21 protein-coding genes are annotated in these 25,706 nt (G+C 66.2%); 14 read left to right on the top strand and 7 right to left on the bottom strand.

Features of this window, described 5'->3' with window-relative positions; translation table 11 throughout:
• Window positions 1–83: 83 nt before the first annotated feature.
• Entirely contained in the window at window positions 84–2,030 is a 1,947-nt protein-coding gene (locus tag GA0061099_RS33240; protein WP_036030196.1) for an SGNH/GDSL hydrolase family protein, read from the bottom strand.
• A 134-nt stretch (window positions 2,031–2,164) separates the two neighbouring features.
• Window positions 2,165–3,247 (bottom strand): lysylphosphatidylglycerol synthase transmembrane domain-containing protein, encoded by a 1,083-nt coding sequence (locus GA0061099_RS33235; RefSeq protein ID WP_036030193.1) that lies wholly within the window; start codon window positions 3,245–3,247, stop codon window positions 2,165–2,167.
• 429 nt (window positions 3,248–3,676) lie between these two features.
• Here GA0061099_RS33235 and GA0061099_RS33230 point away from each other — a divergent pair, with 429 nt between their 5' ends.
• The gene (locus GA0061099_RS33230) at window positions 3,677–4,183 is read left to right on the top strand and encodes a YciE/YciF ferroxidase family protein (RefSeq protein WP_036015620.1); all 507 of its coding nucleotides are present in this window, start codon (window positions 3,677–3,679) and stop codon (window positions 4,181–4,183) included.
• Between the two features lie 213 nt (window positions 4,184–4,396).
• Complete coding sequence (locus GA0061099_RS33225) at window positions 4,397–6,796, top strand: bifunctional diguanylate cyclase/phosphodiesterase (protein ID WP_036030191.1); 2,400 nt, start codon at window positions 4,397–4,399, stop codon at window positions 6,794–6,796.
• Window positions 6,797–6,800: 4 nt separating this feature from the next.
• Here GA0061099_RS33225 and GA0061099_RS33220 read toward each other — a convergent pair whose 3' ends face one another.
• Entirely contained in the window at window positions 6,801–7,235 is a 435-nt protein-coding gene (locus tag GA0061099_RS33220) for a hypothetical protein (RefSeq protein ID WP_036015623.1), read from the bottom strand.
• Between the two features lie 76 nt (window positions 7,236–7,311).
• Here GA0061099_RS33220 and GA0061099_RS33215 point away from each other — a divergent pair, with 76 nt between their 5' ends.
• Window positions 7,312–7,893, top strand: a complete 582-nt coding sequence (locus GA0061099_RS33215) for a hypothetical protein (RefSeq protein ID WP_036015625.1) — start codon at window positions 7,312–7,314, stop codon at window positions 7,891–7,893.
• Between the two features lie 59 nt (window positions 7,894–7,952).
• On the opposite strand, the gene GA0061099_RS33210 is transcribed toward GA0061099_RS33215, so the two are convergent.
• The gene (locus tag GA0061099_RS33210) at window positions 7,953–9,296 is read right to left on the bottom strand and encodes an aminotransferase-like domain-containing protein (RefSeq protein ID WP_036030188.1); all 1,344 of its coding nucleotides are present in this window, start codon (window positions 9,294–9,296) and stop codon (window positions 7,953–7,955) included.
• 186 nt (window positions 9,297–9,482) lie between these two features.
• Here GA0061099_RS33210 and GA0061099_RS33205 point away from each other — a divergent pair, with 186 nt between their 5' ends.
• Complete coding sequence (locus tag GA0061099_RS33205; protein ID WP_036015631.1) at window positions 9,483–9,719, top strand: DUF1127 domain-containing protein; 237 nt, start codon at window positions 9,483–9,485, stop codon at window positions 9,717–9,719.
• Window positions 9,720–9,977: 258 nt separating this feature from the next.
• Here the strand turns inward: GA0061099_RS33205 and GA0061099_RS33200 are convergent, their stop codons facing one another.
• Window positions 9,978–10,403, bottom strand: coding sequence for a universal stress protein (locus tag GA0061099_RS33200; RefSeq protein WP_036030185.1), 426 nt, complete (start codon window positions 10,401–10,403; stop codon window positions 9,978–9,980).
• A gap of 55 nt (window positions 10,404–10,458) precedes the next feature.
• On the bottom strand, window positions 10,459–10,995 hold the full coding sequence (locus GA0061099_RS33195; protein ID WP_036015636.1) for a SixA phosphatase family protein: 537 nt from the start codon (window positions 10,993–10,995) through the stop codon (window positions 10,459–10,461).
• Window positions 10,996–11,088: 93 nt separating this feature from the next.
• Here GA0061099_RS33195 and GA0061099_RS33190 point away from each other — a divergent pair, with 93 nt between their 5' ends.
• The 9 genes from GA0061099_RS33190 (at window position 11,089) to GA0061099_RS33150 (ending at window position 24,688) form a co-directional block, all read left to right on the top strand.
• Complete coding sequence (locus GA0061099_RS33190) at window positions 11,089–12,546, top strand: NAD(P)/FAD-dependent oxidoreductase (RefSeq protein ID WP_036030182.1); 1,458 nt, start codon at window positions 11,089–11,091, stop codon at window positions 12,544–12,546.
• Between the two features lie 87 nt (window positions 12,547–12,633).
• Window positions 12,634–13,146, top strand: coding sequence for a peptide-methionine (R)-S-oxide reductase MsrB (gene msrB / locus GA0061099_RS33185; RefSeq protein WP_036015643.1), 513 nt, complete (start codon window positions 12,634–12,636; stop codon window positions 13,144–13,146).
• 223 nt (window positions 13,147–13,369) lie between these two features.
• Entirely contained in the window at window positions 13,370–15,622 is a 2,253-nt protein-coding gene (locus GA0061099_RS33180) for a flagellar hook-basal body complex protein (protein ID WP_036030178.1), read from the top strand.
• Window positions 15,623–15,656: 34 nt separating this feature from the next.
• Window positions 15,657–17,540, top strand: a complete 1,884-nt coding sequence (gene flgK / locus GA0061099_RS33175) for a flagellar hook-associated protein FlgK (RefSeq protein ID WP_036030176.1) — start codon at window positions 15,657–15,659, stop codon at window positions 17,538–17,540.
• A 21-nt stretch (window positions 17,541–17,561) separates the two neighbouring features.
• On the top strand, window positions 17,562–19,445 hold the full coding sequence (locus GA0061099_RS33170) for a flagellar protein (RefSeq protein WP_036030173.1): 1,884 nt from the start codon (window positions 17,562–17,564) through the stop codon (window positions 19,443–19,445).
• A gap of 73 nt (window positions 19,446–19,518) precedes the next feature.
• On the top strand, window positions 19,519–20,301 hold the full coding sequence (locus tag GA0061099_RS33165; protein ID WP_074448254.1) for a hypothetical protein: 783 nt from the start codon (window positions 19,519–19,521) through the stop codon (window positions 20,299–20,301).
• Between the two features lie 10 nt (window positions 20,302–20,311).
• Window positions 20,312–21,940 carry a hypothetical protein gene (locus tag GA0061099_RS33160; protein WP_036030165.1) on the top strand — a complete coding sequence of 543 codons (1,629 nt, stop codon included), beginning with the start codon at window positions 20,312–20,314 and terminating at the stop codon, window positions 21,938–21,940.
• Window position 21,941: 1 nt separating this feature from the next.
• Entirely contained in the window at window positions 21,942–23,195 is a 1,254-nt protein-coding gene (locus GA0061099_RS33155) for an ATP-grasp domain-containing protein (protein ID WP_036030163.1), read from the top strand.
• Complete coding sequence (locus GA0061099_RS33150) at window positions 23,192–24,688, top strand: pyridoxal phosphate-dependent decarboxylase family protein (RefSeq protein ID WP_036030161.1); 1,497 nt, start codon at window positions 23,192–23,194, stop codon at window positions 24,686–24,688. The genes GA0061099_RS33155 and GA0061099_RS33150 overlap by 4 nt, the downstream gene beginning before the upstream one ends.
• Window positions 24,689–24,760: 72 nt before the next feature.
• On the opposite strand, the gene flbT is transcribed toward GA0061099_RS33150, so the two are convergent.
• On the bottom strand, window positions 24,761–25,201 hold the full coding sequence (flbT, locus tag GA0061099_RS33145) for a flagellar biosynthesis repressor FlbT (RefSeq protein ID WP_036015664.1): 441 nt from the start codon (window positions 25,199–25,201) through the stop codon (window positions 24,761–24,763).
• Between the two features lie 320 nt (window positions 25,202–25,521).
• Between flbT and GA0061099_RS33140 the strand changes: the two genes are divergently transcribed.
• Window positions 25,522–25,706 (top strand): flagellin N-terminal helical domain-containing protein (locus GA0061099_RS33140; protein ID WP_478209844.1); only part of this gene is annotated, 185 nt, incomplete at its 3' end.

Raw genomic sequence — 25,706 nt, 5'->3', positions numbered from 1 at the left:
TCGATTCAATCACTGCTGTCACGGAGTACTGGATCGCCCGGTCAAGCCTGGCGATGACGGTGAGTGTGTGGAGACAGCGCGCGCTATTGCTGCGCGCTGGGCAGCAACTGCGGCAGCAGTCCGCGCGTCACGTTCGGCGGCACGGCGTCGAGGCCGAGCACGGCGCTCGCCGCCGGCAGCGCCGCATCGGCCATCGCGGCATGGCCCTCGGCGCTCGGATGCACCGCGCCGCCATAGACGGCGGAGAGCACGCCCCAGGTCGCATCGTGGATGTCGGTCGGCTGGCTCGCCGCCGGCAGGCCCTGCGGATAGGTCATCGCGGCGAAATAGCTGTCATTGGCGTCGCGGACCCAGCGCGCGCGGGGCAGGTAGGCGCGGTACTCCGAGGCGCCGCGGCCGCACAGCATCGGCTGGCTCGCCGCGCTGACGATGTCGGGATCGAAGCTCTGGCCGTTCGCGGCAAAGCAGCTGCGGTCGAATTCGGGATCGTTGCCGGAACGGGCGCAGAAGCCGTGCTCGGCGAACGCGGCCTGGTGCGCATCGACGAAGGTCATGCGGTCGGCTTCGGGATCGCGGCACAGCGCACCGCGGGTGCAGGTGGCGAGCCCCTTCAGCTGCGGCAGGAATTCGCTGTCGACGAAGGCGGAGACGCGGGAAAGGCGCTGCGGATCGGCATTGAAGGACGGGTGGATGTCGAAGCCGGCCCGGCCGCCGCGGCAGGGCGCGCCGCCGTCGGCGAGCGCAGGGTTGGCATAGGAGACATAGACCACGTGCGAGAGGTCGCCGCCGACCAGCGGCTTCAGCGCCTCGCGCAGCTTGACGAAATTCTGCGGCAGCTCGCGCTGGAGCGCATCGCGGGAATCGTCGACGCTCGCCAACACGCCGGAGCGGCGGAACAGCGCGCGCTCGGTCGCGGTTTCGACGATGACGTCGGCGACGAGGCCGGAGAAATAGACGTCGTTGGCACCGACCGAGAGCAGCACGAGATCGAGCGTGCGATCGGGCTGGCGCTTCTTCGCCGCGGTGACGGCTTCCCGCAGCTCGGCGACCTGCGCATTCACGCTGGTGTTGCAGACGCCGGTCTTGCCGGGCGGGCATTCGCGGGCGCGCTGCGAGCCGAGCAGCCCGTCGCCGATGCTCGCGCCGGTGCAGGCGAGCGGCAGGAAGGTCACGGCGATGTGGGTGTAGCGCACCGCGAGCGCCAGCGCGGTGCGCGCCTGATAGCTGTAGAGCGATCGATGGCACGGCGCATTGAACCAGAGCGCGCTGTAGCGCTGCCAGTTGGCGAGCGTATCCGGCGCCTCGCAGGCGCGGCCGCCCTTGAAGCCGTGGCGGCTCGGCCGGTAGTACTGCGCGCCGGCGGTGCCGAGATAGGAGCGGAAGCAGAAGCCTTCGTCCGACAGCGCCAGCGGCCGGTCCGGATTGCCTTCGCCGGAGGCGATGCTGTCACCGAGACCTGCGATGAAGATGTCGCGGACCTGGATCTCGGTCTGGATCCGCTGGGTCGGATCGGAGCCGGCCGAGACATCGACGGTCGTAACCGTCGGCTTGCCGTAGCGGACACGCAAATTGATCGGCTCGGCGCAGTCGAAGGTCGAGCTCTGCGGGCCATCGCCGTCATCGAACGACCAGGCGCAGGTGGCGCCGACCGGCACCGCGCCGGTCAGGCGCACCGTCACGGGATGGTCGATCGGCGTGATGTAGTTCTCTTTGACGTTGTCGCGGGTGCAGGGCTGGTTGACCCGGCCCTGCAGGTCGATGCAGAGCCGGTTGACCATGTTGCGGGCCCAGCCGCGGCCCTCGCTCTGGAGCTCGAGGGACTGTTCGGCGGCTAGAATGCTGCGGTTACGCGCGTTCTCGACATGGAGCAGGAAGTCGCGCTCCTCGCGGAAGAGCCGGAAGCGGTTACGCACCTCCCAGCTGATCTGCATGGTGCCGGCGTCCTGCGCGGCGGCGCGCTCGGGCAAAGCAAGGATGCCGGCAAGCAGCACGGCGCCGGCCGAGAGGGTGCGAAGGAATACGGAAATCATGGCCCGCGTCTTCAACGGCAAAGTTGAGGCGGAAATAAGAGAGGATTGTGCGCCTGCCCGCAACCTTTGCCTGATGATTCCGAGGGGCCTTGATTGCCGGCGGCGGCTTGATTGCCGGCGGCGCCTTGGGCGGCTCAGCGCTTGCCGGCCTGCCGCAGCAGCCGTTCGCGCTCCATCGGCGTCACCTCCTTGGGCAGGTTGGCCTGCGCGCAGGCTTCCGCCAGCCGCCGCCGCTCCTGCCACGGCGCGACCACATTCGTCCAAAGCTCGCGCGTGCCCATGATGGAGATGGCAAGGCCGAACGGGATCACGAAATAGAGAATACGGAACACCAGCAGCGTGGCCAGAAGCTCCTCGCGGCCGAACTGGGGCAGCGCCACGAGCATGGCGGCATCGAACACGCCGATCGAGCCCGGCGCGTGGCTGGCAAAGCCGATCAGGGTCGCCAGGATGAACACGACCGCGAGCGACATGAAGTCGATCGGCGGGTTGGCCGGCATCAAGAGGTACATTGCCGTGGCGCAGAAGCCGAGATCGACGACGCCGATCAGGATCTGCACCAAGGTCAGCGGCGCCGATGGCAGCACCACCTTCCAGCCCTTCTGGCCGAGCTCACGGCGCTTCTCGCCCATGCAGAGCCAGACCAGATACGCGCCGATCGATGCGAGACCGCCTAGGGCGATCAACCGGTTGAGCGAGGAGGGCAGCTGATCCATCGAGGAGGCCGCGTCCGGATGGATGGCCATGCCGATCGAGAGCACGAAGATGTTACCGAGCCAGAAGGTCAGGCCGGACAGGAAGCAGATCTTCGCGACGTCGATCGCGTTCAGGCCGTAGTCCGAATAGATCCGGAAACGGATCGCGCCGCCGGTGAAGACCGTGGCGCCGATGTTGTGCCCGATCGAATAGGACGTGAAGCTGGACAGCGCCGCGATGCGATAGGGCACGTGCTTCTTGCCGATCGTTCGCAGCGCAAAATAGTCGTAGAAGGTCAGCGTACAGAACGCGAAGAAGACGCAGATCGCCGCCAGCCCGATGTTGCCGCGGGGAATCTCCGTCAACGCGGTCAGGATGACCCCGGTATCGATGCCCTTGAGCGTCCGCACCAGCGTCGTGATCGCAAACGCGATGATGAAGATGCTCGCGGCGACGCCGAGCCGTCGCCAGCCGATCCATCTATTGAAGCCGCGTTTCAACGCGGGCAGCAGTCCGTGCATTCATCCTCCCGGCGGGGGGCAAGACCGACCGGGCCAGACATTGGCCGGTCGGGTGCGATCACGGCCAAAGGCAGGCATCGATCGCTAGGCATGATCCAGCTCATTTAAGGCAAAATCAGCGGCTTGTGCAGCCCTTGACAACAATAGGTTCTGCGTTCGGCGGGCAACTTTGTCATACGCGGTTCATATCGGCGGCGCGTTAAGCATATGAGTCGCGAAACCAGGCTCCATCCGCGCGCTCACCGTGCCGATACGATCTCAGATCCCGGCGCCGTCCGCATTGTTCCAACGCAGAGCCGTATCGGCGTTTTTGGAACGTCGATGCCGCGTGGTCGTTAGCCTCCATCAGCAATCGAACATGGCGGAATACGCGGCTTTTTCGTGCAAGCCGGCGCCTCCGTGTTCCCAAGACCCGAGAGGATCGGAACGATGGGACTGTTCACAAAAGACATCAAGACCATGAACGACCTGTTCGTACATCAGCTCCAGGACATCTATTACGCCGAGCAGCAGCTCACCAAGGCGCTGCCGAAGATGGCGACCAAGGCCACTGATCCGCAGCTGAAACAGGGCTTTTTGACGCACCTCGAGGAAACCAAGCAGCACGTTGCGCGGCTCGAGGAGGTCTTCAAGATGCACGGCGTCCCCGTGAAGGCGGTCGACTGCCCGGCGATCGATGGCATCATCGAGGAAGCCGACGAGACCGCCGGCGAAGTCGCCGACAAGGCGGTGCTCGACGCGGCCCTGATCAATGCGGCGCAGGCCGCGGAGCATTACGAGATCGTCCGCTACGGCAGCCTGATCGCCTGGGCCAAGCAGCTCGGCCGCAACGATTGTGCGGCGGTGCTCGCCAAGACGCTCGAGGAGGAGAAGGCGACCGACCAGAAGCTGACGACACTCGCCGAGAGCAAGGTGAATCTGCGCGCGGCGAGCTGAGTAGAGGAAACTACGAGCGCCGCGCGACGGTCCGCGCGGCGCTTGTGCTTGTTCGCTTCCCGCTGCCGTGGTGCTGCTTCGGTGCGCCGTCGCCAGGATCAGCAATGTCAGCGAACTCGCTCATCTTCCATTCACCACGTCCGGAGCAGGTTTGTAGCCGGTTACCGATCGTCCACCACTGTCGGCTCAAGTGCGGGTCGATAGGGGCCGGCAATGTATCAAGTTCTCTACTGTCTCACCGACGAGCATGACTGGCGACTGGTGGCCCTTGGGGGCGCGGTGTGCCTGCTCGCCAGCGCCGCGGCGATCAGCCTGTTTCAGCGCGCACGCGCGACGCACGGAGCCGGGCGCCTGGCCTGGATCGCCCTGGATGCGGCCGTGAGCGGATGCGGCATCTGGGCGACGCATTTCATCGCGATGCTGGCCTATGGCCCCGGGAGCGCCGGCGCCTACAACATCCCGGTGACAATTCTGTCGCTGATGCTTGCGATCTCCTTGACCTTCGTGGGCCTGAGCATCGCCGTGGCGTCCTCGCGCCCGGTGTGGATCGTCGTCGGCGGCGCCATCGTCGGCCTTGGTGTCGCGGCGATGCATTACACCGGCATGGCGGCGCTGGAGATGCCGGCACGGCTGGATTGGATCGGGAGCACGGTTGCCGCCTCGGTGCTGTTCGGAATCGTCTTCGCAGCGCTCGCGCTGTTCGTCGCCGCGCGAGGTGACGGCATTCGGCATGCGCTGAGCGCGACTGCTCTGTTGACGCTCGCGATCGTTGCCCATCATTTCACCGCGATGGGCGCGGTGCTGCTGACGCCGGACCCGACGATCGCGATCAGCGGGCTCTCGGTCCCGCCGGCCTCGCTGTCGTTCCTGACTGCCGGCGCCGCCGTCGCGATCATCGCGATTGCGCTCGTGGCCGCGCTGCTCGACCGCCGCGCCAAGGGCGAACTGGGCCGCCAGCAGATCGTGCTCGACAGCGCGCTGGAGAACATGTCGCAGGGGCTGTGCATGTTCGACGCGGAAGGCAAGATCATCCTGTTCAACGAGCGCTATGCCGCGATGCTCCGTCGAACCGACGTGCCGCTCGCCGGCCGCTTGCTGGTCGACGTGCTCAGGGAAGAGCAGGCGAAGGGCCAATGGCAGGGCGACGCCGATGAATTCTTCGCCCGCCTCGTCGCCGACGCGCGCGAGGGCCGCACCACGACCGACGTCGTCAACCGGTTCGGCCGCTCCATCCGGGTCGTCAACCAGCCGATGCAGGGCGGCGGCTGGGTCGCGACCTTCGAGGACATCACCGAATGGCTGGAGGCGCAGGCCAAGATCTCGCACATGGCGCGACATGACGCGCTGACCAGCCTGCCGAACCGCGTGCTGTTCCACGAACAGCTCGAGCAGGGACTGCGCCAGACCAAGTCGGGCGACCAGCTCGCGGTGCTTTGCCTCGATCTCGATCACTTCAAGGACATCAACGACTCCCTCGGCCATCCCATTGGCGATGCGCTGCTCAAGGAGGTCGGCCGCAGGCTCGAGGCCACCGTCGGCGAACAGGACACCGTGGCGCGGCTCGGCGGCGACGAGTTCGCGGTGGTCCAGATCGGACGCTCCGAGGAGATCGCCGCGCGATCGCTTGCCGGACGCCTCGTCGAGGTGATCTCGGCGCCTTACCAGATCGACGACCATCAGATCGTGATCGGCGTCTCGATCGGCATCTCGCTGTCGCCGCAGGACGGCAGCAATCCGGACGAGCTGCTCAAGAACGCGGATCTTGCGCTCTATCGCGCCAAGGCGGATGGCCGCGGCACCTACCGCTTCTTCGAGACCGGCATGGATGCGCGTGCGCAGGCGCGGCGCCTTCTGGAAATGGATCTGCGCGCGGCGCTGCAACGCGACGAGTTTGAGGTCTATTACCAGCCGATCCGCGAGGTCGCCAGCGGTCGCGTCGTCGCCTTCGAGGCGCTGCTGCGCTGGAACCATCCGCAACGCGGGCTGATCGCGCCGATCAGCTTCATCCCGCTGGCCGAGGAGACCGGGCTCATCGTTCAGCTTGGTGAGTTCGTGCTGCGCTCCGCCTGTGCCGACGCGTCCACCTGGCCCGACGATGTCGACGTCGCCGTCAATTTGTCGCCGGTGCAGTTCAAGAGCCCGAACCTGATCGCGGCGGTGACAGAGGCGTTGGCCATATCGGGACTCGGTGCGCGCCGTCTCGAGCTCGAGATCACCGAATCCGTCCTGCTCCAGAACAGCGAGGCGACGCTGACGACCTTGCACGAGCTGCGTGCCATGGGCGTGCGGATCTCGCTCGACGATTTCGGCACCGGCTATTCGTCGCTGAGTTATCTGCGCAGCTTCCCGTTCGACAAGATCAAGATCGACCGCTCCTTCGTGTCGGAGCTGGCGACGCGCGAGGATTCCATGGCGATCATTCGCGCCGTGACCGGCCTCGGCCGCAGCCTCGGCATCGTCACCACGGCAGAGGGCGTCGAGAACGACGCGCAGCTCGAGCTGCTCCGGCGCGAGGGCTGCACCCAGGCGCAAGGCTATCTGTTCAGCAAGCCGCGGCCCGCCTCGGATGTCGCGATCATGTTGGAACGGCCGCGGCTGCGCGCGTCGGCTTGAGAGGTCAGCTTCGGCGCAGCGCGAAATGCGCGCCGCAGAACGCCATCACGGCGCCGAGACACAGGGCGGCAAGCCCGGCGAGCACGCCCGAGACGGTCGGGATCGGGCTCGGCGCCGACGCCGCCTGACCCGCTCCCGCAAGCAGCAGCACGCCGACCGCGATCAGGAATTGCCGCATCCGCTGCGGGATCTGTCCGGAGACGGCGCTCTGCATCAGGCTCGCCGTGAAATAGCCGCCGGAGAAGCCGACGGTGGCGATCAGCCACCAGGCGATGGCGGCGCCCGCCGGAATGAACTCATGCGTGTCGGAGCGCCAGAGGCGGCCGAGATCGAGACCGTAGCGCGCGCCCAGCATGTGCACCGCGAGCGCCAGCAACACACCGGAGATCATCGCGGCGCCGAGAATCAGGCGGCGCGGAAAAAAGGTCGTCTCAGCCATGTCTCGCTTGTAGGATGGCCGGGGGCGATCGCGCAAGCCGATCGCCCAAGCGATCGCCCATGGGTTCGTTGACGACATGCCGGGAGCGGAAGCGGGTTCGACCACGAGCTATGCCTACAAGGCCTCGTTGATCGGCTCGGCGCATCGCTTCGAGCTGACGGAGCAGGGGCTGTCCTGGCACATCGCCGGCCGCTCCGGCCTGTGGCGCTATGACGAGATTTCGGCGATCCGGCTGTCGTTCCGCCCGGTGTCGATGCAGCAGCACCGCTTCCGCGCCGATATCAGCCGCACCGGCGGCGGCCGCATCGCGATCCTGTCGACGAGCTGGCAGACCGCGGCGCTGATGGCGCCGCAGGACAACGGTTTTCGCGATTTCCTGATCGAGCTGCATGCGCGGATGGCCAAAGCCGGCAGCCGCGCCGAATTGACCGCGGGCCTCGGCCGCAAAACCTATGCGGCGGTGCTGGCGTTCCTGGCCGTGCTCGCTGTGGCAATGGCGGGGCTGTTGATCCGCGCGCTTCTGACCGGCGAGCTCGCGGGCGTGCTGTTCATCCTCGGCTTCGCCGCGCTGTTCGCCTGGCAGGTCGGCGGCTTCGTGCGGCGCAACCGGCCGCAGAGCTACAGTTTCGATCGCGTGCCGAAGGCCCTGCTGCCCTAAAGCGTTTGCGAGCGAAGTGGGGTCCGGTTCGCGTGAAGAAAACGCGTCAGATGAGAGCTCTACTCGGTCGAGTCGAAATCGTCCTCCTTGGTGCCGAGCAGCGAGACGATGGTGCGCAGGCCGGAATCGAGCTGCTCGGGCGAGGGCGGGGCGAGCGCGAGCCGCACCGCGTTCGGCGCATGACCGTGCGCGATCGCGAAGGTCGAGGACGGCGTCAGCGCGATGCCGCGCCTTGCTGCTGCGGCGACGAAGGTCTGCGAGCGCCAGTGCGGTGGCAGCGTCAGCCAGAGATGATACGAGCGCGGATCGGCGGCGAGCTGGTAGCCGGAAAGCAGCCGTGCGGCGGTCTGCTGTCGGCGCGCGGCATCGATGCGTTTCAGCCGGGTCAGCTCGGCGACGGTGCCGTCGGCCATCAGCCGCTGCCCGGCCGCGAGCGCATGGCCGGAGGCGATCCAGCCGCCGGTCCGCACCGCGCTCATTACATTCTCGCGCAGATGCGGCGGCGCGACGAGGATGCCGAGCGCGAGCCCCGGTGCGACCTTCTTGGACAGGCTGTCGAGCACGATGCAGCGGTGGGGCCCGAGCGCCGCCAGTGGCGTGTCGTCGGCGAGGAAGCCGTAGACGGCGTCCTCGATGATGGTGAGATCGAGCTTCTCGGCGACGCGCATGATGTCGGCGCGCCGCGTCGCGTTCATGGTGACGCCGAGCGGGTTCTGGATGATGGGCTGCAGATACAGCGCCGACAGATGCGCCTCGCGATGGGCCTTCTGGATGGCGTCGGGCCGCGCGCCGAACTCGTCCATGGGGATCGGGACCAGCGTCACACCGAGCCGCGCGGCGATGCTCTTGACGTAGGGATAGGTCAGCGCCTCGACGCCGCAGCGGCCGCCGGTGGGCACCAGCGCGGCAAGCGCGGCCGCGAGCGATTGCTTGCCGTTGGCGGTGAAGAAGATCTGCTCGGGCTGCGGCGAAAAATCCTTGCGTGCGAGATAGGCAGCGGCGGCAACGCGGGCGCTCTTGGTGCCGGTGCTGGTCGAAACGCGCAGCGCGGATTCCAGCGCGTCGATGCGCTCGAGCCCCGCGAGGCTCTTGGCGATCATCGCCCATTGCTGCGGCAATAGCGGGTAATTGACCTCGAGATTGATGCGCGCGTCGGCCGGCTCGCGCATGGTCTCGACTTCACGCCTGACGTCGCCGGAGATGAACGTGCCGCGCCCGACCTCGCCGACCACGAGGCCGCGGCGGAGCAATTCCGTATAAACCCGGCTCGCGGTCGAGACCGCGATGCCGCGGTCATAGGCAAAATTGCGCTGCGGCGGCAGCCGGTCGCCGGGCCTTAACGTGCCGTTAGTGATATCGGCCGCAATGGCATCGGCGAGCTTCACGTACTCGAACTTGGACATATTGCACCGAGAGCAATGTTTTGCTTGCTCCGAGGAGTGTACTGGAGCATTTAAGTTCCATCAAGTTCCGCGATTGCGCCGAGGAGAGCGAGAGCAATCCGACGGCAAATGAGGTGCAGGCGCCCGCAAGCGTCCGCGCCAACGGCACCTGCTTCGCCGCGCGGGACGATAGGCCGGAGAAGAAGAATGACCACGATCTCGCAAACTGCCGGGCGGACCTTACGCCCATCCTCATCGGGCGGATTTTTCAGTGCCCTAGCCCTGCGCCTCACCGCGCTGTTCGACCGCCTGGAGCGCCGCTCCGCCGTCAAGACCCTGAACGAGCTCGACGACCGCGCCCTGCGCGACATCGGCATCACGCGCAGCCAGATCGAGGATGCCGTGTACGGACAGTTCAAGACCGAGCTGTCGCGGTATCTGTGATACTCGCGTGTCCCGGGCCGCGCTGCAGCGGGAAACGCTGCTGCGCAGAGCCGGGACCCAGCGGATCGCACTCGCTGACGCATGGGCCCGGCTCTGCAGCGCATCACTTCGTGCTGCGCAGCGTCCGGGGCACGGAAGCGCGAGTGTGGCACGCAGCTGCCTCTCCGTCATTGCGAGCGCAGCGAAGCAATCCAGGCTGTCGCCGCGGAAAGATGCTGGATGCTTCGCTGCGCTCGCAATGACGAAGTCTGCTGCCCTTCAATGCCTCACCACCAGCACCGAGCACTTGGCGTAGCGCACGACGTGGCCGGCGTTGGAGCCGAGGAAATAGGTGCGCATCGCCGGCCGGTGCGAGGTCATCACGATCAAGTCGGCCTTTATGTGCGCGGCTTCCTCCAGGATCTCGTGATAGATGCCGCCCTGGCGCACCACGCTGGAGATGCGGGAGGGCTCGATGCCGGATTCGCGGGCGACGATGGCGAGGGCCTCTTCCGAGGTCTGGCGCTGCTGCTCGTCGAAATCGGCCGGGACGTACTCGGCCAGCATCACCGGCGTCATCGGCAGCACGTTGAGCAGGCGCACGGTGCCGCTCCAGGTCTGCGACAAAGTCGCCGCGGTCGCGATCGCCGGCTTGGCGAGATCGGTGTCGGCGAGATCGATGGGCACGAGGATGGACTTGAACATCTGCGCCTCCCTGTGAACCAGGCTGAACCAACCGGTCGAGACGGCGCCCGCGCGTCTAGCCCGATCGAAGCAGCTTGGGGCTGACGAACAGCACCAGCTTGCCGCGGCGGTAGGCCACGTCATCCCAATCCTTGACGTCAAAGTCGAAGATCGCAAGCCCCGCTGTGGGCAGGTTGTCGCCGAGGGTCTTGGCGCCATCGGGATCGCCGCCGCCGATCAGCATGAGCGCGACCTCGTGCATGCCGGGATTGTGGCCGATCAGCAGCAGCCGCTTCGGATCGGCCGGGGCGGTTGCGGTGCGAATGGTGTCCAGGATCTGCGCGGGATCGGCGCCATAGAGTTCCGGCAGGACCTCGACCTGCGGCGCCGGGACGCGGTCCTTCATCGCCTCCCAGGCGATGTCCCAGGTCTGACGGGCCCGCACGGCGTGGGAGACCAATACGGTATCGGGGAAGGGCGGATGGGCCGCGATCCAGTCTCCCATCCGCGCGGCATCCTTGTGGCCGCGGTCGTCGAGCCGGCGGTCCTGGTCACGGCCGCTCGGTGCGTCGGTCTCGGTCTTGGCGTGACGCAGCAGCATCAAACGGCGCATGGCATTCTCGAATCGTTCCACGTCCAGGATAATCTACAGGCGCCGGTTGAGGACAAGGTGACAAGGGCCCGCACAGTCCTCTAAGAAAACTGCATGAGCGAGACTTTCACAAGCGTGTCCCAGGAAGAAGCCGGCTTTCGCGACCGCGTGCGGCTGTCGTTCGATCTCGATGCCGACATTTGTGTGATCGGGGCGGGCTTGGCCGGGCTTACCGTGGCGCTGGAGGCGGCCCGGCTCGGGGCCAGTGTCGCGGTGCTCGAGGGCCGGCATATTGGCTGGAACGCCTCCGGAAACCAGCTCGGCACCGTGATGCCGGGCTTTGCGCTGCCGCTCACGGACCTGATCGAGCGCATCGGCTTGGAGGACGCCCGCGAATTGTGGACCCTGTCGAAGCAGGGCGCCGAGTTCGTCCGGGCCAACGCCAGCGAAGAGAGCATGCCGGGGATCGGCCTCAGCGACGGCGTGCTGGAGGTCTCCAATGTCGATGCCGGCGACCGGCTGATCAGCCGGCTGCAGATGCTGAACGAGGATTTCGATACCGAGGTCGAAGGCTGGCAGGTCGACCGCGTGCGCGAGGCGCTCAAGTCCGATCATTACTTCCACGGCGTGTATTATCCGAAAGCGTTCCAGGTCGACGGCCGGAAATACGTGCACGGCCTTGCGGCGCTGGCACGGCGGGCAGGCGCCCGCATCTTCGAGGACACGCCGGTCGTCAGCATCGATCATTCCGGCATCCGCAAGCGCATCGTCACGCCCTCGGCGCGGCTGCGGGCGAGCCACATCGTGCTCGCCGGCAACATTCATCTCGGCGCCCCCTCCAAGCGCCTGTCGGAGACGTTGCTGCCGGTCTGGCGCTATGCCGGCGTGACCGCGCCGCTCGGCGAGCGCCTGCACGAGATCATCGCCTTCAAGGGATCGGTGATGGATTCCGACGGTGTCGATCATTTCCGGCTTGTCGACGGCGACCGGCTGATGTGGGAGAGCCCGGAGACCACCTGGGCCGCGCGTCCGCAGCGCTTCGCCGGCGACATCAAGCGGCGGATCCGGACGATCTTTCCCGAGCTCGGCAATGTCGAGATCACCGACATCTTCGGCGGCGCCACCGGCCAGACCGTGCACGGCATGCCGCAGATCGGCCAGCTGCGCAAAGGCTTGTGGGTGGCGAGCGGGTTCGGTCGCCAGGGCATGAACACCTCCGCCATGGCCGGACAGATGATCGCGCGCAGCATTTTGCGGGGCGATGAGCGCTGGAAGCTGTTCTCGCCGTTCGAACTGGTCTGGGCGGGCGGCGCCACGGGGCGCGTCGCCGGCCAGCTGGTCGGGATCTGGGGCAGGGCGAGCTCCGCCGCCGCAGGTGCGCTCGCCCGCTATCGCGAGCGCGCGAGGGTCAAGGACAGGCAACGCGAGGCCCGCCTCGCCGAAGCCAACCGCGCCGCCGGCACCGGTCCGCGCCGAGCGCCGCCCGGCGTGCGACCCCGACCGGCGCCACCGCCGAAAGCCGCGGTCGGCGCTGCGGAACCGGTCGTGCACGAGGACCGCGTCTCGCAATAAGTTGAGCGAAATTCCGCTCCGACGTGTAACTTCGGCCGGCAGAAGCCCGTATCTCAGGGCGTGGACTTCCCGCGCACGGAGAATGACATGCTTGACCGCCGCATCCTGCTCACGACTGTCGCCGGCCTGTTCGGCCTTTCCGCCTTGCGCTGGCTGAGAGGAACACCTGCCGAGGCCGGCGAGAAGGCCGCGCAAAAGTTCGAGATCACGAAGACGGAAGCCGAATGGCGCGCCCAGCTCACGCCGCAGCAATATGAGATCCTGCGCAATCACGGCACCGAGCGGCCCGGCTCCAGCCCGCTGCTGAAGGAGAAGCGCAAGGGCATCTTCGCCTGCGCCGGCTGCGACCTGCCGCTGTTTACGTCGGAGACCAAGTTCGAGAGCGGCACGGGCTGGCCGAGCTTCTATGCGCCGATCGAAGGCAATGTCGGCAAGACCGAGGACCGCAGCTACGGCATGGTCCGCACCGAGGTGCATTGCCGGCGCTGCGGCGGCCATCTCGGCCATGTCTTCGACGACGGCCCGAAGCCAACCGGATTGCGCTATTGCATCGACGGTTTCGGCTTGGTCTTCCACCCCGCGGCGGCGTCGGCGACGTAGGTTTCGCGGGAGTCATTCCGGTCCTGCGGACCGCTCCGGAACGACAGGATGCCCCGGCAATTGTTGCCGGTCCCGGCAAATGTGCCCCGGTCGTCAGACCGGGGCTTTTTCATTAAGTCATTGATTTCCTGAAGATACCCGCATTGGCATAGGCCTTGCGACGTCTCTTTCCGATTGCGGCCATGGTCGACCGGCCGCCGAGATCGGATTTGGAGACAAAGTTATGGGTATCTTCGATGCAATGAACACCTCGGTGGGTGGCCTGCAGGCGCAGTCCTTCGCGCTGCAGAACATTTCCGGCAACATCGCGAACTCATCCACCACCGGTTACAAGGGCATCGGCACCAGCTTCGTCGACCTCATCCCGGACTCCTCGGTCCCGAGCAAGCAGGTGGCAGGCGGCGTGCAGGCCAACGCCAAGGCCACCATCACGACGCAGGGCACGATCTCGTCCTCCAGCGTCGCCACCAACATGGCGATCACCGGCGACGGCTTCTTCTCGATCCAGAAGGCGAGTGGCGTCGTCGACAACGTGCCTGTCTTCACCGGGGTGACCTACTACACGCGGCGCGGCGACTTCCAACTCAATGCCAACGGCAACCTGGTCAACGGCGCCGGCTATTACTTGATGGGCGTCACCGTCGACCCGAAGACCGGCAACCCGACCGGCAGCGTGGCAAACGTCCTGCAATTCCAGAACAACTTCATTCCGGCGCAGGCGACCACCTCAATCCAGTACGCGGCGAACCTGCCGACCCAGCCGAACACAGTGGCGAAAACCACGGCCTCGACCGGCACATTGCTCGCGGCCGGCGGTCTCAACCCGTCCGATTTCGCCGCCAACCCGCTGCCGGTCGGCACGCCGCCGGCGCCCTATGCCAACGCGACCGTCTCGGGCGCGGCCGCTACCGGCAACATCCGCTCGGCTTATTCGTCAACGACGGCCACCGGCACGGTTGCGCTCCAGAACAATTCCTCTGCGGTCGCCTCGACGACCACGTCGCTCGACAATACCGCCGGCACGCATCTGGCCTCCAGCATCCTCACCGCGCTGAGCGGCCAGACGCTGACAATCAACGGCAACACCATCACCTTCAACGGCGGCACCACGGTCTCGACCGTCGGCAACAACACCACGATCGGTCTCGGTGCGGGTACGACGGCGACTGTGGCCGACATCCTGAACGCGATCCAGACGGCCGGCGGCGCCGGCGTCACCGCTTCGCTCTCGGTCAGCGGCAATATCCAGATCGCGACCGGCACCGGCACCGACGTCGCGATCGGCAGCGGCACGGCCGCCACCGCGCTCGGCATCAGCAGCGTGACGCGTGGCGGCAACGTGCTGTCCTCGCCTGCAATCTCCGGCGCGACGGTGCTGAGCGGCTCGGCCACCGCCGGCGGTGCCCAGGTGCTCACGTCGGGCTTTTCCCCCGGCGACACCATCACCGTCAACGGTCAGACACTGACCTTCATGGCCTCGGGCGCCTCGGGTGCGAACCAGATCAACGTCACCGACAACGTCACGACCCTGCTCGGCAAGATCGATGCGCTCTCCGGCGCCTCGGGATCGTCGGTCAGCAGCGGCGGCGTGATCACGCTGAACACCGGCACCGTCTCCAACCTGACGGTCTCCAGCTCCAACAGCGCGGCCTTCTCCGCGCTCGGCTTCACCTCGACCATCACCAGGAATCGCGAGGGTGGCGGCACGGCCGGCACCGGCGGCGTGATCGGCAACGACATCGCCACCTTCACCAAGGAATCGATCAGCGGCGGCGCGGTGACCGCCTACAACGCCGCCGGTACGCCGGTGAACCTGCAATTGCGCTGGGCCAAGACCGACAGTGCCTCGCTGGGCGCGGGTCATTCCGACAGCTGGAACCTGTTCTACCAGACCGACCCGAACGCGACCGGCACGACGGTCGGATGGGTCAATACCGGCCAGACCTTCACCTTTGCCGCCGACGGCTCGCTGACCTCGCCGAGCGGCTCGGGCATCACCATCAACAATGTCACCGTCAGCGGCCAGTCGCTCGGCTCCGTCGCCTTCAACATCTCCTCCGGAGGGCTGACGCAATATGCCAGCACCAGCGGCGCGGTGACGATCAACACCATCACCCAGAACGGCTACGCCGCCGGTCAGCTCCGATCGGTCGCCGTCAACAACAACGGCGTGGTGGTCGGCACCTTCTCCAACGGCCAGAACCTCAACCTCGCGCAGGTGCAGCTGTCGCATTTCAACGGCACCAATTATCTGAAGGCGATGGACGGCGGCGCCTATGCCGCGACCGAACAATCGGGTGACGCCATCGACGGCGCTTCGGGCACCATCAGCGGCTCGTCGCTGGAGGGATCCAACACCGACATCGCCGACGAATTCACCAAGCTGATCGTGACCCAGCAGGCCTATTCGGCCAACACCAAGGTGATCACGACGGCAAACTCGATGGTGCAGGATCTCCTCAACGTGTTGCGCTGATCGGCGCGTGACGTAACAAAGGCGGGCCAGTGATATGGGTTTGAGTTCAGCCCTCGCCAGCGCGATGAGCGGTCTGCGTGCCAACCAGGCCGCGCTCTCGATCGTCTCCTCGAACGTCGCCAATGCGCAGACGCCGGGTTACGTCGTCCAGACGCCGAACCAGATCGAGGTCACCACCGGCGAGTTCGGCGCGACGGCGATGACGACCGGCGTCAGCCGCCTGCTCGACACCTATGTGCAGAACCAGCTACGGACCGAGACCGGCGGCGGCGGCTACGCCGACCAGATGGCCAACATCCTGAAGCAGCTTCAGAATGTCTACGGCACGCCCGGCAATTCCGGCACGCTCGAAAGCGCGCTGAACAAGTTCACCACGGCGCTGCAGGCGCTGTCGACCAGCTCGGGTGCGTCGTCGGCGCAGACCGTGGCGCTCGGGGCGGCCCAGGCGCTCGCGACGCAGCTCAACGTCACCACCAAGGGCATCCAGTCGCTGCGCTCCAACGTCGAGCAGGATCTCAGCAATTCGGCGCAGGCCGCCAATGCGGCCATGAAGCAGATCGCCGACATCAACACCAGGCTCCAGGGCCTATCGGCCAACGATCCCTCGGCCGCAACGCTGATGGACCAGCGCGACCAAGCCATCAACACGCTGTCGAAATATGTCGACGTCCGTGTCACCACCGACAACTCGAACCAGGCCAACATCTACACCACGACCGGCATCCAGCTGGTCGGCGCCGGGCTCGCGTCCGAATTCTCCTTTGCCTCCGCCGGCGCGCTGTCGGCGACATCGCTCTACAACATCGACCCGGCCAAGTCCGGCGTCGGCGCGTTCAACATCAAGCTGCCGAACGGCTCGCAAGTCGACGTCGTCGCCAACAACGTGGTGTCGTCCGGCCAGATCGCGGCCGACCTGAAGCTGCGCGACGACATTTTGGTGCAAGCGCAGAACCAGATCGACCAGCTCGCCGCCACGATGGCGAGCGCGCTGTCCGATAAGACCACGGCGGGCAGCACGGTCACCGGCCCGCCGGCCGGCTTCGATCTCGAGCTCGCCGGTGCGCTGCCGGGCAACACGGTCAACATCACCTATACGGACACGGCGACCAACACGCAGCGCCAGATCACGCTCGTCAACGTGACCGACCCCGCCGCGCTGCCGCTCCAGAACGCGACCAACGCCAACCCGATGCGAATCGGCGTCGACTTCGCCGGCGGCATGGGCGCGATCGCCTCTGCGCTGAACACCGCGCTGTCGGGCACGCATCTGTCGTTCTCCGCCGCCCCGTCGCCGGCGACCGCCACGACGCTGCGGGTGACCGACGACAACACCGGGCTTGCCAAGGTCGGTTCGGCCTCGACCACCAAGACGATCTCGTCGCTGACCTCGGGCAATCCGCAGCTGCCGCTGTTCACCGACGGCGGGCAGGCGCTCTACACCGGCGCAATCACGGCGTCGGGCTCGCAGATGACCGGTCTTGCCGGGCGCATCGCCGTGAACACGCAGCTCGTGACCGATCCGACCCGGATGTCGGTCTACAATACCTCGCCGGTGACGCCCGCAGGCGATACCACGCGTTCGGACTATCTCTACTCGCAGCTCACCAGTGCAGTGTTCTCCTATTCGCCGCAGAGCGGCCTCGGCTCGGCGAGCCAGCCCTTCACCGGCAGCGTCTCGAACTTCCTCCAGCAGTTCCTGAGCGTGCAGGCCAACGCCGCGACCCAGGCCACCCAGCTCCAGCAAGGCCAGAGCGTCGTGGTCTCGACGCTCCAGGCCAAGTTCGACTCGACCTCCAAGGTCAACCTGGACTCGGAGATGTCGAACCTGATCCAGCTTCAGAATGCCTATGCCGCCAACGCCCATGTCATGTCGGTGGTGCAGACCATGATGAACACGTTGATCCAGGCTCAATTGTAAACAGTAACAGGGCTCAGAAAGATGGCGATCAGCAGCATCAACTATTCTTCGTCGATCCTCGGCGCGCAGATCCGCAACATCAATCAGCAGCTCACCGACCTCTCGACGCAGCTCTCGACCGGCAAGTTGTCGCAGAACTATGCCGGCATGGGGACGAACGAGGGCTTTGCGATCGCCGGGCGCGCGCAGCTCTCCAACATCGCCGGCTATACCGACACGATCACCAACGTCAACGTCAGCATCAACCTCGCCAACACCGCGCTGCAATCGCTGACCAAGATCCGCAGCACGGTGCAGACCGGCTCGGCCTCTACCGCGCAGGACCTCAACGTCAACGGCCAGACGATTGCCCAGAACACCGCCGCCGCCCAGTTCGGCTCGATGGTCGGTGTCCTCAACACGCAGACCGGCAGCCGCTATCTGTTCTCCGGAACGGCAGTCAATACCCAGTCGGTCGCCGATGCCGGCGACATCATTAACGGCACCACGACACAGGCCGGCTTCAAGACCGTCATGGCCGAGCGCCAGGCCGCGGACCTAGGGACCAGCGGCATGGGCCGCCTGGTGCAGACGCAGCCGACGGCAAGCTCCGTGCAGGTGTCGGAGGACGTCGCCGGATCGCCATTCGGCCTCAAGATCAAGGCGGTGTCCTCGACGCTGACAGGCGCGACCGTCACCGGCCCGAGCGGCTCGCCGGTGTCGTTCTCGGTCGATCTCAACGGCGTCAATCCGAACAACGGCGACAAGCTCAGCATTCAGTTCACCCTGCCGGACGGCACGACCGAGCAGATCGACCTGACGGCGTCCTCGGCAACGCCGACGCCGCTCGGCAGCTTCGCGATCGATGCGAGCACGCCCGTCAACCCGAACAATACTGCTGCGAATCTCAACACGGCGCTCAACACCGCGATTCAGAAGCTCGCCAACACCTCGCTGGTGGCGGCATCGGCGATCGTTGCGGGCGACAACTTCTTCAACACCGCGAGCTCTGCGATCGGCACCCCCGTCAACAACCAGACGGCGCCGGCGGCCCCGGTCACCGGCGCGACGGCGCTATCGGGCGCGAGCCCCTCGGACTCGATCTCGCCGGGCTTCGTCGCAGGCGATACCATCACCGTCAACGGGACCACGCTGACCTTCGTGGCCTCGGGCGCGACCGGCAACCAGCTCAATGTCACCGACAGCATCCAGACCCTGCTGAGCAAGGTCGACGCGATCACCGGGACCTCGAAGCCTTCGACGGTCCATGGCGGCTCGATCACGATCAACACCGACGATGCGGCGAGCCTCAACATCACGACGTCGAACACCGGCGCGCTGAGCGCGCTCGGGTTCAGCTCGACGCCGGTGACCGCCACGCAGCCGCCGCTGCGCGTCGGCTCCTCGCCTGCGAGCTCGGCGACCACGCTGGTGAACGGCTCGGCCAATACGGTGAAATGGTATTTGGGCAATGACGGGCCCGGCTCGGCGCGCTCGACCGCGATGGCGCGGGTCGACGATGCCGTGACGGTGCAGTACGGCGCCCAGGCGAATGAGGATGCGATCCGCCGGCAATTGCAGGCGATCGCGGTGTTCGGCACCTTCTCGACCTCGCCGACCGGGCAATATTCGGGCGGGCAGGTCTCGGCGCTCAGCCTGCGCACGACCCAGGCGCTGACCCAGCAGCCCGGACAGCAGCGCATCGAGGACATCCAGACCGACATCGCGATGGCCCAGAACACGATGAAGGACGCGAGCACGCGCCAGACCCAGGCCAAGGCGCAGCTCCAGACCATCATTGACCAGGCGGAATCGGCTTCGCCCGACCAGGTCGCGAGCGAGATCCTGGCGCTGCAGAACGCCTTGCAGGCGTCCTACCAGGTGACCTCGAACCTGGCGCAGCTCTCGCTCGTCAAGTTCCTGTAAGGAGGCGTTAAGACGCCGTTAACCATGCCTGTTTACCTCTTGGTGAGGATTGCAAGCGGGGGCGGAGCGGTCGATGTCGGACAAGTTGCAGCTGGTGGTGGCGACGCCTTGCTTCGGCAGGCAGGTGTCGAGCATCTATGCGAGCTCGATCTTCGCGCTGCAGCGGGCCGTGCACGGCATGTCCAATCTTGAGCTCAAGGTGCTCCTGCGCGACGGCGACGCGCTGATCACCCGTGCGCGGGCCAACCTTGCCGCGATGTTCCTGGACGATCCGAAGGCGACGCATTTCCTGTTCATCGATGCCGATATCGGCTTCAAGCCGGAGCAGGTGTTCCGCCTGATCGAATGCGGCGCGGACGTCGTCGCCGGCTGCTATCCGATCAAGCGGGTCAACTGGGACAAGGCCGCGCGGGCGATCCAGTCGGGTCGGGCCGACGTGCCGGCCGCCTCGCTCGACTACGTGCTCGAGATCGAGGATCCCGACCGCATCGTGGTGGTCAACGGATTCACCCGGGTGCGCTATGCCGGCACCGGCTTCCTGATGATCCGGCGTCACGTGCTGGAGGCGATGTGCCGCCACCCCAACTACGCGAACCTCCAGTTCTTCCGCGAACATTCCCATGATGCGCTGGCGGCGAGCCGGAACCGGTTCGCGCTGTTCGAATGCATGATCGATCCGGCGACCGGCACCTATCTGTCCGAGGACTTCGCCTTCTGCAAGCGCTGGACCGATATCGGCGGCGAGATCTGGGCCGACATCCAGAGCCCGCTCGACCACGTCGGGCCGTCGGTGTTCCATGGCGACATCGCCTCGCAATTCGCAGCTGCGCCTGCGGCGGCCGATGCCGCGGCGTGAGCCTTTCGGGATGAGCGGCGGCCCATCCCCTCGGCCCGAGATGCAACGCGCCGCCGACGGCGGCTCGCGTTATCGCCTGCGCGACCTCTTCACGCCGCTCGACACGCTGCTCGTTTCCGGCGGAGATCCGCGCCTGGCGCTCGATCCCACCGGCCGCGCCAACGCCTATGGCTGCCCGGCTTCGCCGGAGCCGGAGGTGTGGAATTTCGCCTCCTCGACCGCGTCGACGATCTCGCAGGCGGCCTATGACCGCGCCGCGCTGGCGCGTGAAGAGCTGATGCACAAATGCCTGCTCGACGAGGTCGAGCTCGCTTTCGATGCACGCTGCGAGGACATGCGCCACGAGCTGCGCGGTCATCTCCAGCTCTCGCCGCGCGTCGACGTGGTGTTCTCGCCGTCCGGCACGGACTCCCAGCTCCATGCCCTATTCCTGGCGCGCACGATGCTCGGCGCGCGGCCGGTGACAATCGTGGTCGGCGCCGACCAGACCGGCAGCGGCACGGCCCATACTGCGCGTGGACATCATTTCAGCACCCTGACGGCGAGCGGCTTTGCGGTTCGCAAGGACGGCGAGGTCGCGGGGCTGGCCGGCGCCAGCATCTCGCTGCCGTTGCGCGCGCCGGGGGCCGGGATCGCGATGCGCACGGATGCCGATGAAGCGGTGCTGCATGCGGTCGAGGCCACGATCGCGCAAGGCGCGCCCGTGCTGCTCCAGATCATGGATTCCTCGAAGCTCGGATGGCGTGCGCCGAGCACGGCCTGCCTCGACGAGATCGCGCGGCGCTGGCCGCGTAAGGTCCAGATCGTCGTCGACGCCTGCCAGGCCCGGCTCGGCCGCCGGCGGCTGCGCTCCTATCTCGACCGCGGCTATATGGTGCTGATCACCGGCTCCAAATTCTTCGGTGGACCTGCCTTCAGCGGTGCACTGCTGGTGCCGAAGGGCCTGTCGCGGTCGCTCGACCGCGTCGAGGGGATCGCATCTGGAATCCGTGATTACGCCGGCCGCTGCGATTGGCCGATGGCCTGGACGGCGCTGCGTTCGCGCTTCGAGCGCCGTCCGAATTTCGGTCAATGGCTGCGCTGGGAGGCGGCGCTGACCGAGATCGGCAGCTACTACGGCGTGCCCGGGGCCTTCCGCGCCGGGATGCTCGCCGAGCTCGCTGCCGGCATCGACAGCATGATCGCATTGTCGCCGTCGTTGCACGCTGTTTCGGCCGCGACCCATGTGGCCGGCATCGACGACGAGGAATTCGCGCAACCGACCATCTTTCCGTTCACGCTGCTGCGCGACGGCAAGCCAGTTTGTGTTGCCGAGACCGCTTCTGTTCATCGCGCGTTGGCGCGTGATGTCAGCGAAGAGATCAACGGCAGCACGGAGGACCGTCAGGTCGCCGCGCAGCGCTGCCTGATCGGCCAGCCGGTGCGGCTGGAGCGGCAGGACGAGACGCCGCAGGCCGTGCTGCGCCTCTGCGTCGGCGCGCGGCTCGTGACTGAGGCCTGGTCGCCGGACAGGGCGGAGGCGCAGCGCAACGTGCAGCACCTTCTCGACCAGATCGCCCACGTCCTGGTGAAGATCGAGCTGCTGCTCGCCGGTGGCGCAGCGGCGGCCGTGTCGGTAAAGCCCGCGTTCGAGGTGTGAGATGCAGCATCCGGTTTCCGCGCCGATCGGCTTGACCGCGGCGAACTATGCCGACCGCATCGGCTTTGCGCAGCTGACGCGCCGGGCCTTCGAAGGCGTCGATCTGCATCCGTTGCGCGATCAGCTCGTCGCGCGCATCGCGGCGGGGACCGCGCTGGCGGGCGAGGGGCTGGACCTGTCGTTGATCACCCAGCTGCTGGGTGACAAGGATCGGGGGCTTGCGATCCAGTCCGAGGTGCTGGCCTTCCATCAATTGTTCCGAACGCCCAGCGCAGGCCCGAAGCCGGGCTTGCGCCTGCTCGCGCTTGCAGCCGACATCGACATGGGCGGTAACACGCCGATTGATTTCCTGCTCGAGGGCTCCGATGTCGAGCTGTTGACTCTCTACGTGATCAAGGGCGTCGGGTTGCCCGAGACCTTGCCGGAGCACGACGTGGCCATCGTGGTCGCATCCGATTCCGAGGAATGCCGTGAGGCGCTCGCGCTGATCGAAGCGGCCGCGCCGCACTGGCCGCGGCCGCTGCTCAATCGCCCCGATCGCATCGGCAATCTCGATCGCGACAAGCTGTATCGGCTGCTGATCGACGTGCCCGGCCTCGACATTCCCGCGACCATCCACGCAACACGCGCGCAATTGTCGGACCTCGCGCAGGGGCGGATAGCAAGCGAAGGCATCGCAAGCGAATTGCACTTTCCAATGATCGCGCGGCCGCGCGGCTCGCATGCCGGCGTCGGGCTCGCAAAGCTCGATGATGCGGCGGCGCTCGCGGCCTATCTCGCCGACCGGAAAGAGCAGGACTTCTTCGTCGCACGCTTCGTCGATTATGTGAGCCCCGACGGGCTCTACCGCAAGTATCGCCTCGCCATGGTCGACGGCAAGCCGTACGCGTGCCACATGGCGATCGCCGACCGTTGGGACATCTGGTATCTCAACGCCTACATGGCCTTCAGCGAGGAGAAGCGGGCCGAAGAAGCCGTCTTCATGCGCGACTTCGATCATGCTTTCGGCGAGCGCCACAGAAACGCGATCGAAGAGATGAGCCGGCGCGTCGGCCTCGACTATTTCATCGTCGATTGCGCCGAGAACGCGGCCGGCGAGCTTCTGGTGTTCGAGGCCGACAACACCGCCGTCGTTCACAACATGGATTCGCCGGTCGTGTTTCCTTACAAGCCGCCGCAAATGCGCAAGATCTTTGCCGCGTTCACGGCGATGCTGTCGCGGCACGCAGAGGCGGGCAGGGAGAGCGCAGCATGAACGAGATCATCCGCCATACGCAAAGCTCCATCGCGAATACCCCGCTCGATCCGCAGGACTGGAGCGAGTTTCGCGCGCTGGCCCACCGCATGCTTGACGAGACGATCGACGGTATCGCCAACGTTCGGGCGCGCCCCGTCTGGCAGCCGATTCCCGATGACGTCCGCGCGGCATTCAGGTCGGACGTGCCGCGCGAGGCGAGCGACCTTGCCGAAGTCTATCGCGAATTCTCGGAGCATGTCGCGCCCTATGCGACCGGCAACGTCCATCCCGGCTTCATGGGCTGGGTGCATGGCGGCGGCACCGCCGTCGGCATGCTCGCGGAGATGCTCGCCGCCGGCCTCAACGCCAATCTCGGCGGACGCGACCACATGCCGATCGAGGTGGAGCGCCAGATCGTCGACTGGATGCGCCGCCTGTTCCTCTTTCCCGAGAACGCGAGCGGCATCTTCGTCACGGGCACGTCGATGGCCAATCTGATGGCCGTGCTGGTGGCGCGCACCACCGCGCTCGGCACGCTCGCGCGGCAGCACGGCATCGGCAATGACGGTGCACTGCTCACGGCCTATACGTCGCAGGCAGCGCATGGCTGCATATCGAAGGCGATGGACATTGCCGGGTTCGGCACCGATGCGCTGCGCAAGATCGCAGTCGATGCCGATCATCGCATCGACGTTGCCGCATTGCGCGCACAGATCGCCGTCGATCGCGAGGTCGGCTTCAAGCCTTTTCTGGTGGTCGCATCCGCGGGCACGGTCGATATCGGGTCGATCGACGACCTCAGGGCGATCGCTGCGTTGTGCCGCGAGGAAGGAATCTGGTTTCACGTCGACGGCGCTTTCGGTGCGCTCGCAATCCTGTCGCCGGAGCTTGCGCCGCTGCTCGGCGGCATCGAGCTTGCGGATTCAATCGCACTCGACTTCCACAAATGGGGGCAGGTGCCGTATGACGCTGGCTTCCTGCTTGTGCGCGACGGCGAGCAGCATCGGCAGGCCTTCGCGCAGCCGGCGGCCTATCTGAGCCGCGAGGCGAGGGGGCTTGCGGCGGGCGCGGTCTGGCCCTGCGATCTCGGCCCTGATCTGTCGCGCGGCTTTCGTGCGCTGAAGACGTGGTTCACGCTGAAGACGTTCGGCACCGACCGGCTGGGCCGGGCAATCGCACGAAGCTGCGCGCTCGCCAAATACCTGGAGGCGCGTGTGCTGGCCGAACCGCGGCTGGAATTGCTGGCACCGGTCAATCTCAACATCGTCTGCTTCCGCTATCGCAGCGGCGATGCGGTCAATCGCGAGATCGTCGCCGACGTCCAGGAGTCCGGCATCGCCGCGCCATCGAGCACGACACTGGACGGAAAGTTCGCGATCCGCGCCGCGATCGTCAATCACCGCACCGAGGAGGCGGACATCGATGCGCTGGTCGCAGCCGTGCTGCAGTTCGGTGGACAGCGGAGCGGCGGAGTGATCGAAGTCGACGCGCCACCGCTCGTAGCGCAATAACTTGACGAACGTCTGAAACGACAACGGCCCCGGAGGCGATCCGGGGCCGTTGTCGGTGCTGCGAACGGTGTATCAGGCGGCGGTGCTGACGTCGTCCTTGTCGGCTGCCGCCTTGGGATGAGTGGCCTCGAACTGGTTGCGCAGCTTCTCCTCATAGGCGATCAGCTTGCGGGCTTCCTTCAGCGCTCGGTAGAGGTCGCCGTTCAAGATGTTGTTGTTGATGCCTTCGATGATCGGCCAGGAGCTCGGCACCGCGGTGACGATGTCCCGCACCAGGTTGAAATAGGTGCCGTGCTGGGTCTGCGGATCCGGGGAGATGTACATGAGCTGGACCGCCAGATAGACGAGCTTGGCGGGTGTGTCGGCGGTCTCCGGCGTGAGGATGTCGCGCTCGCGCAGGATCGGCACGTTCTCGCCATCGATCAGGAGGCGGGCCCGCTGGTCCGTGTTGGTGATCACGGAATTGCCGACGATGATGCGTTCGTGCGGTTTGAGCTCGACCTTGAGGGCCATTCCTGTTCTCCATCAACGCTTTCGTAACCGAGCGTTCGTTGCGGCCTATCAGGACGTGATTCTCGCTCGCAACTAGTTAACGAGCTGTAAATTTGAGCCATGCCCGCCAAAAAGCTCAATGCTTTCAAGGACAGGATTGGCGCGGTGGTGCTGCTAGGCGCGTCGCTTCCGAGGCCGAATCACGTGTGACCGGGCAAAAGCGCGGGTTTCATTTCATGTTTCGTTAGAGGTCTCGGCGGCACGGTCCGCCGTCGCTGGGTCCATCGCGATCCAAGCAGACGTGTAACAGTAGCGTCGTTTACCAGAAAGGTAACAGAGTCATGTCAGGCATCGTCCTCTCCGCATCGGTTCGTCAGAACCTGCTCTCCCTCCAGTCCACCGCTGATCTTCTCGCCACCACGCAGAACCGTCTGTCGACCGGCAAGAGCGTCAACTCGGCCCTGGACAATCCCACCAACTTCTTCACGGCCCAGTCGCTCGACAACCGCGCCAGCGACATCAACAA

The sequence above is a fragment of the Bradyrhizobium yuanmingense genome, from assembly GCF_900094575.1.
GTDB lineage: Bacteria > Pseudomonadota > Alphaproteobacteria > Rhizobiales > Xanthobacteraceae > Bradyrhizobium > Bradyrhizobium yuanmingense.
Note: the sequence above shows the minus strand (reverse complement) of the source record. Positions and strands in the feature narration are given on the sequence as shown.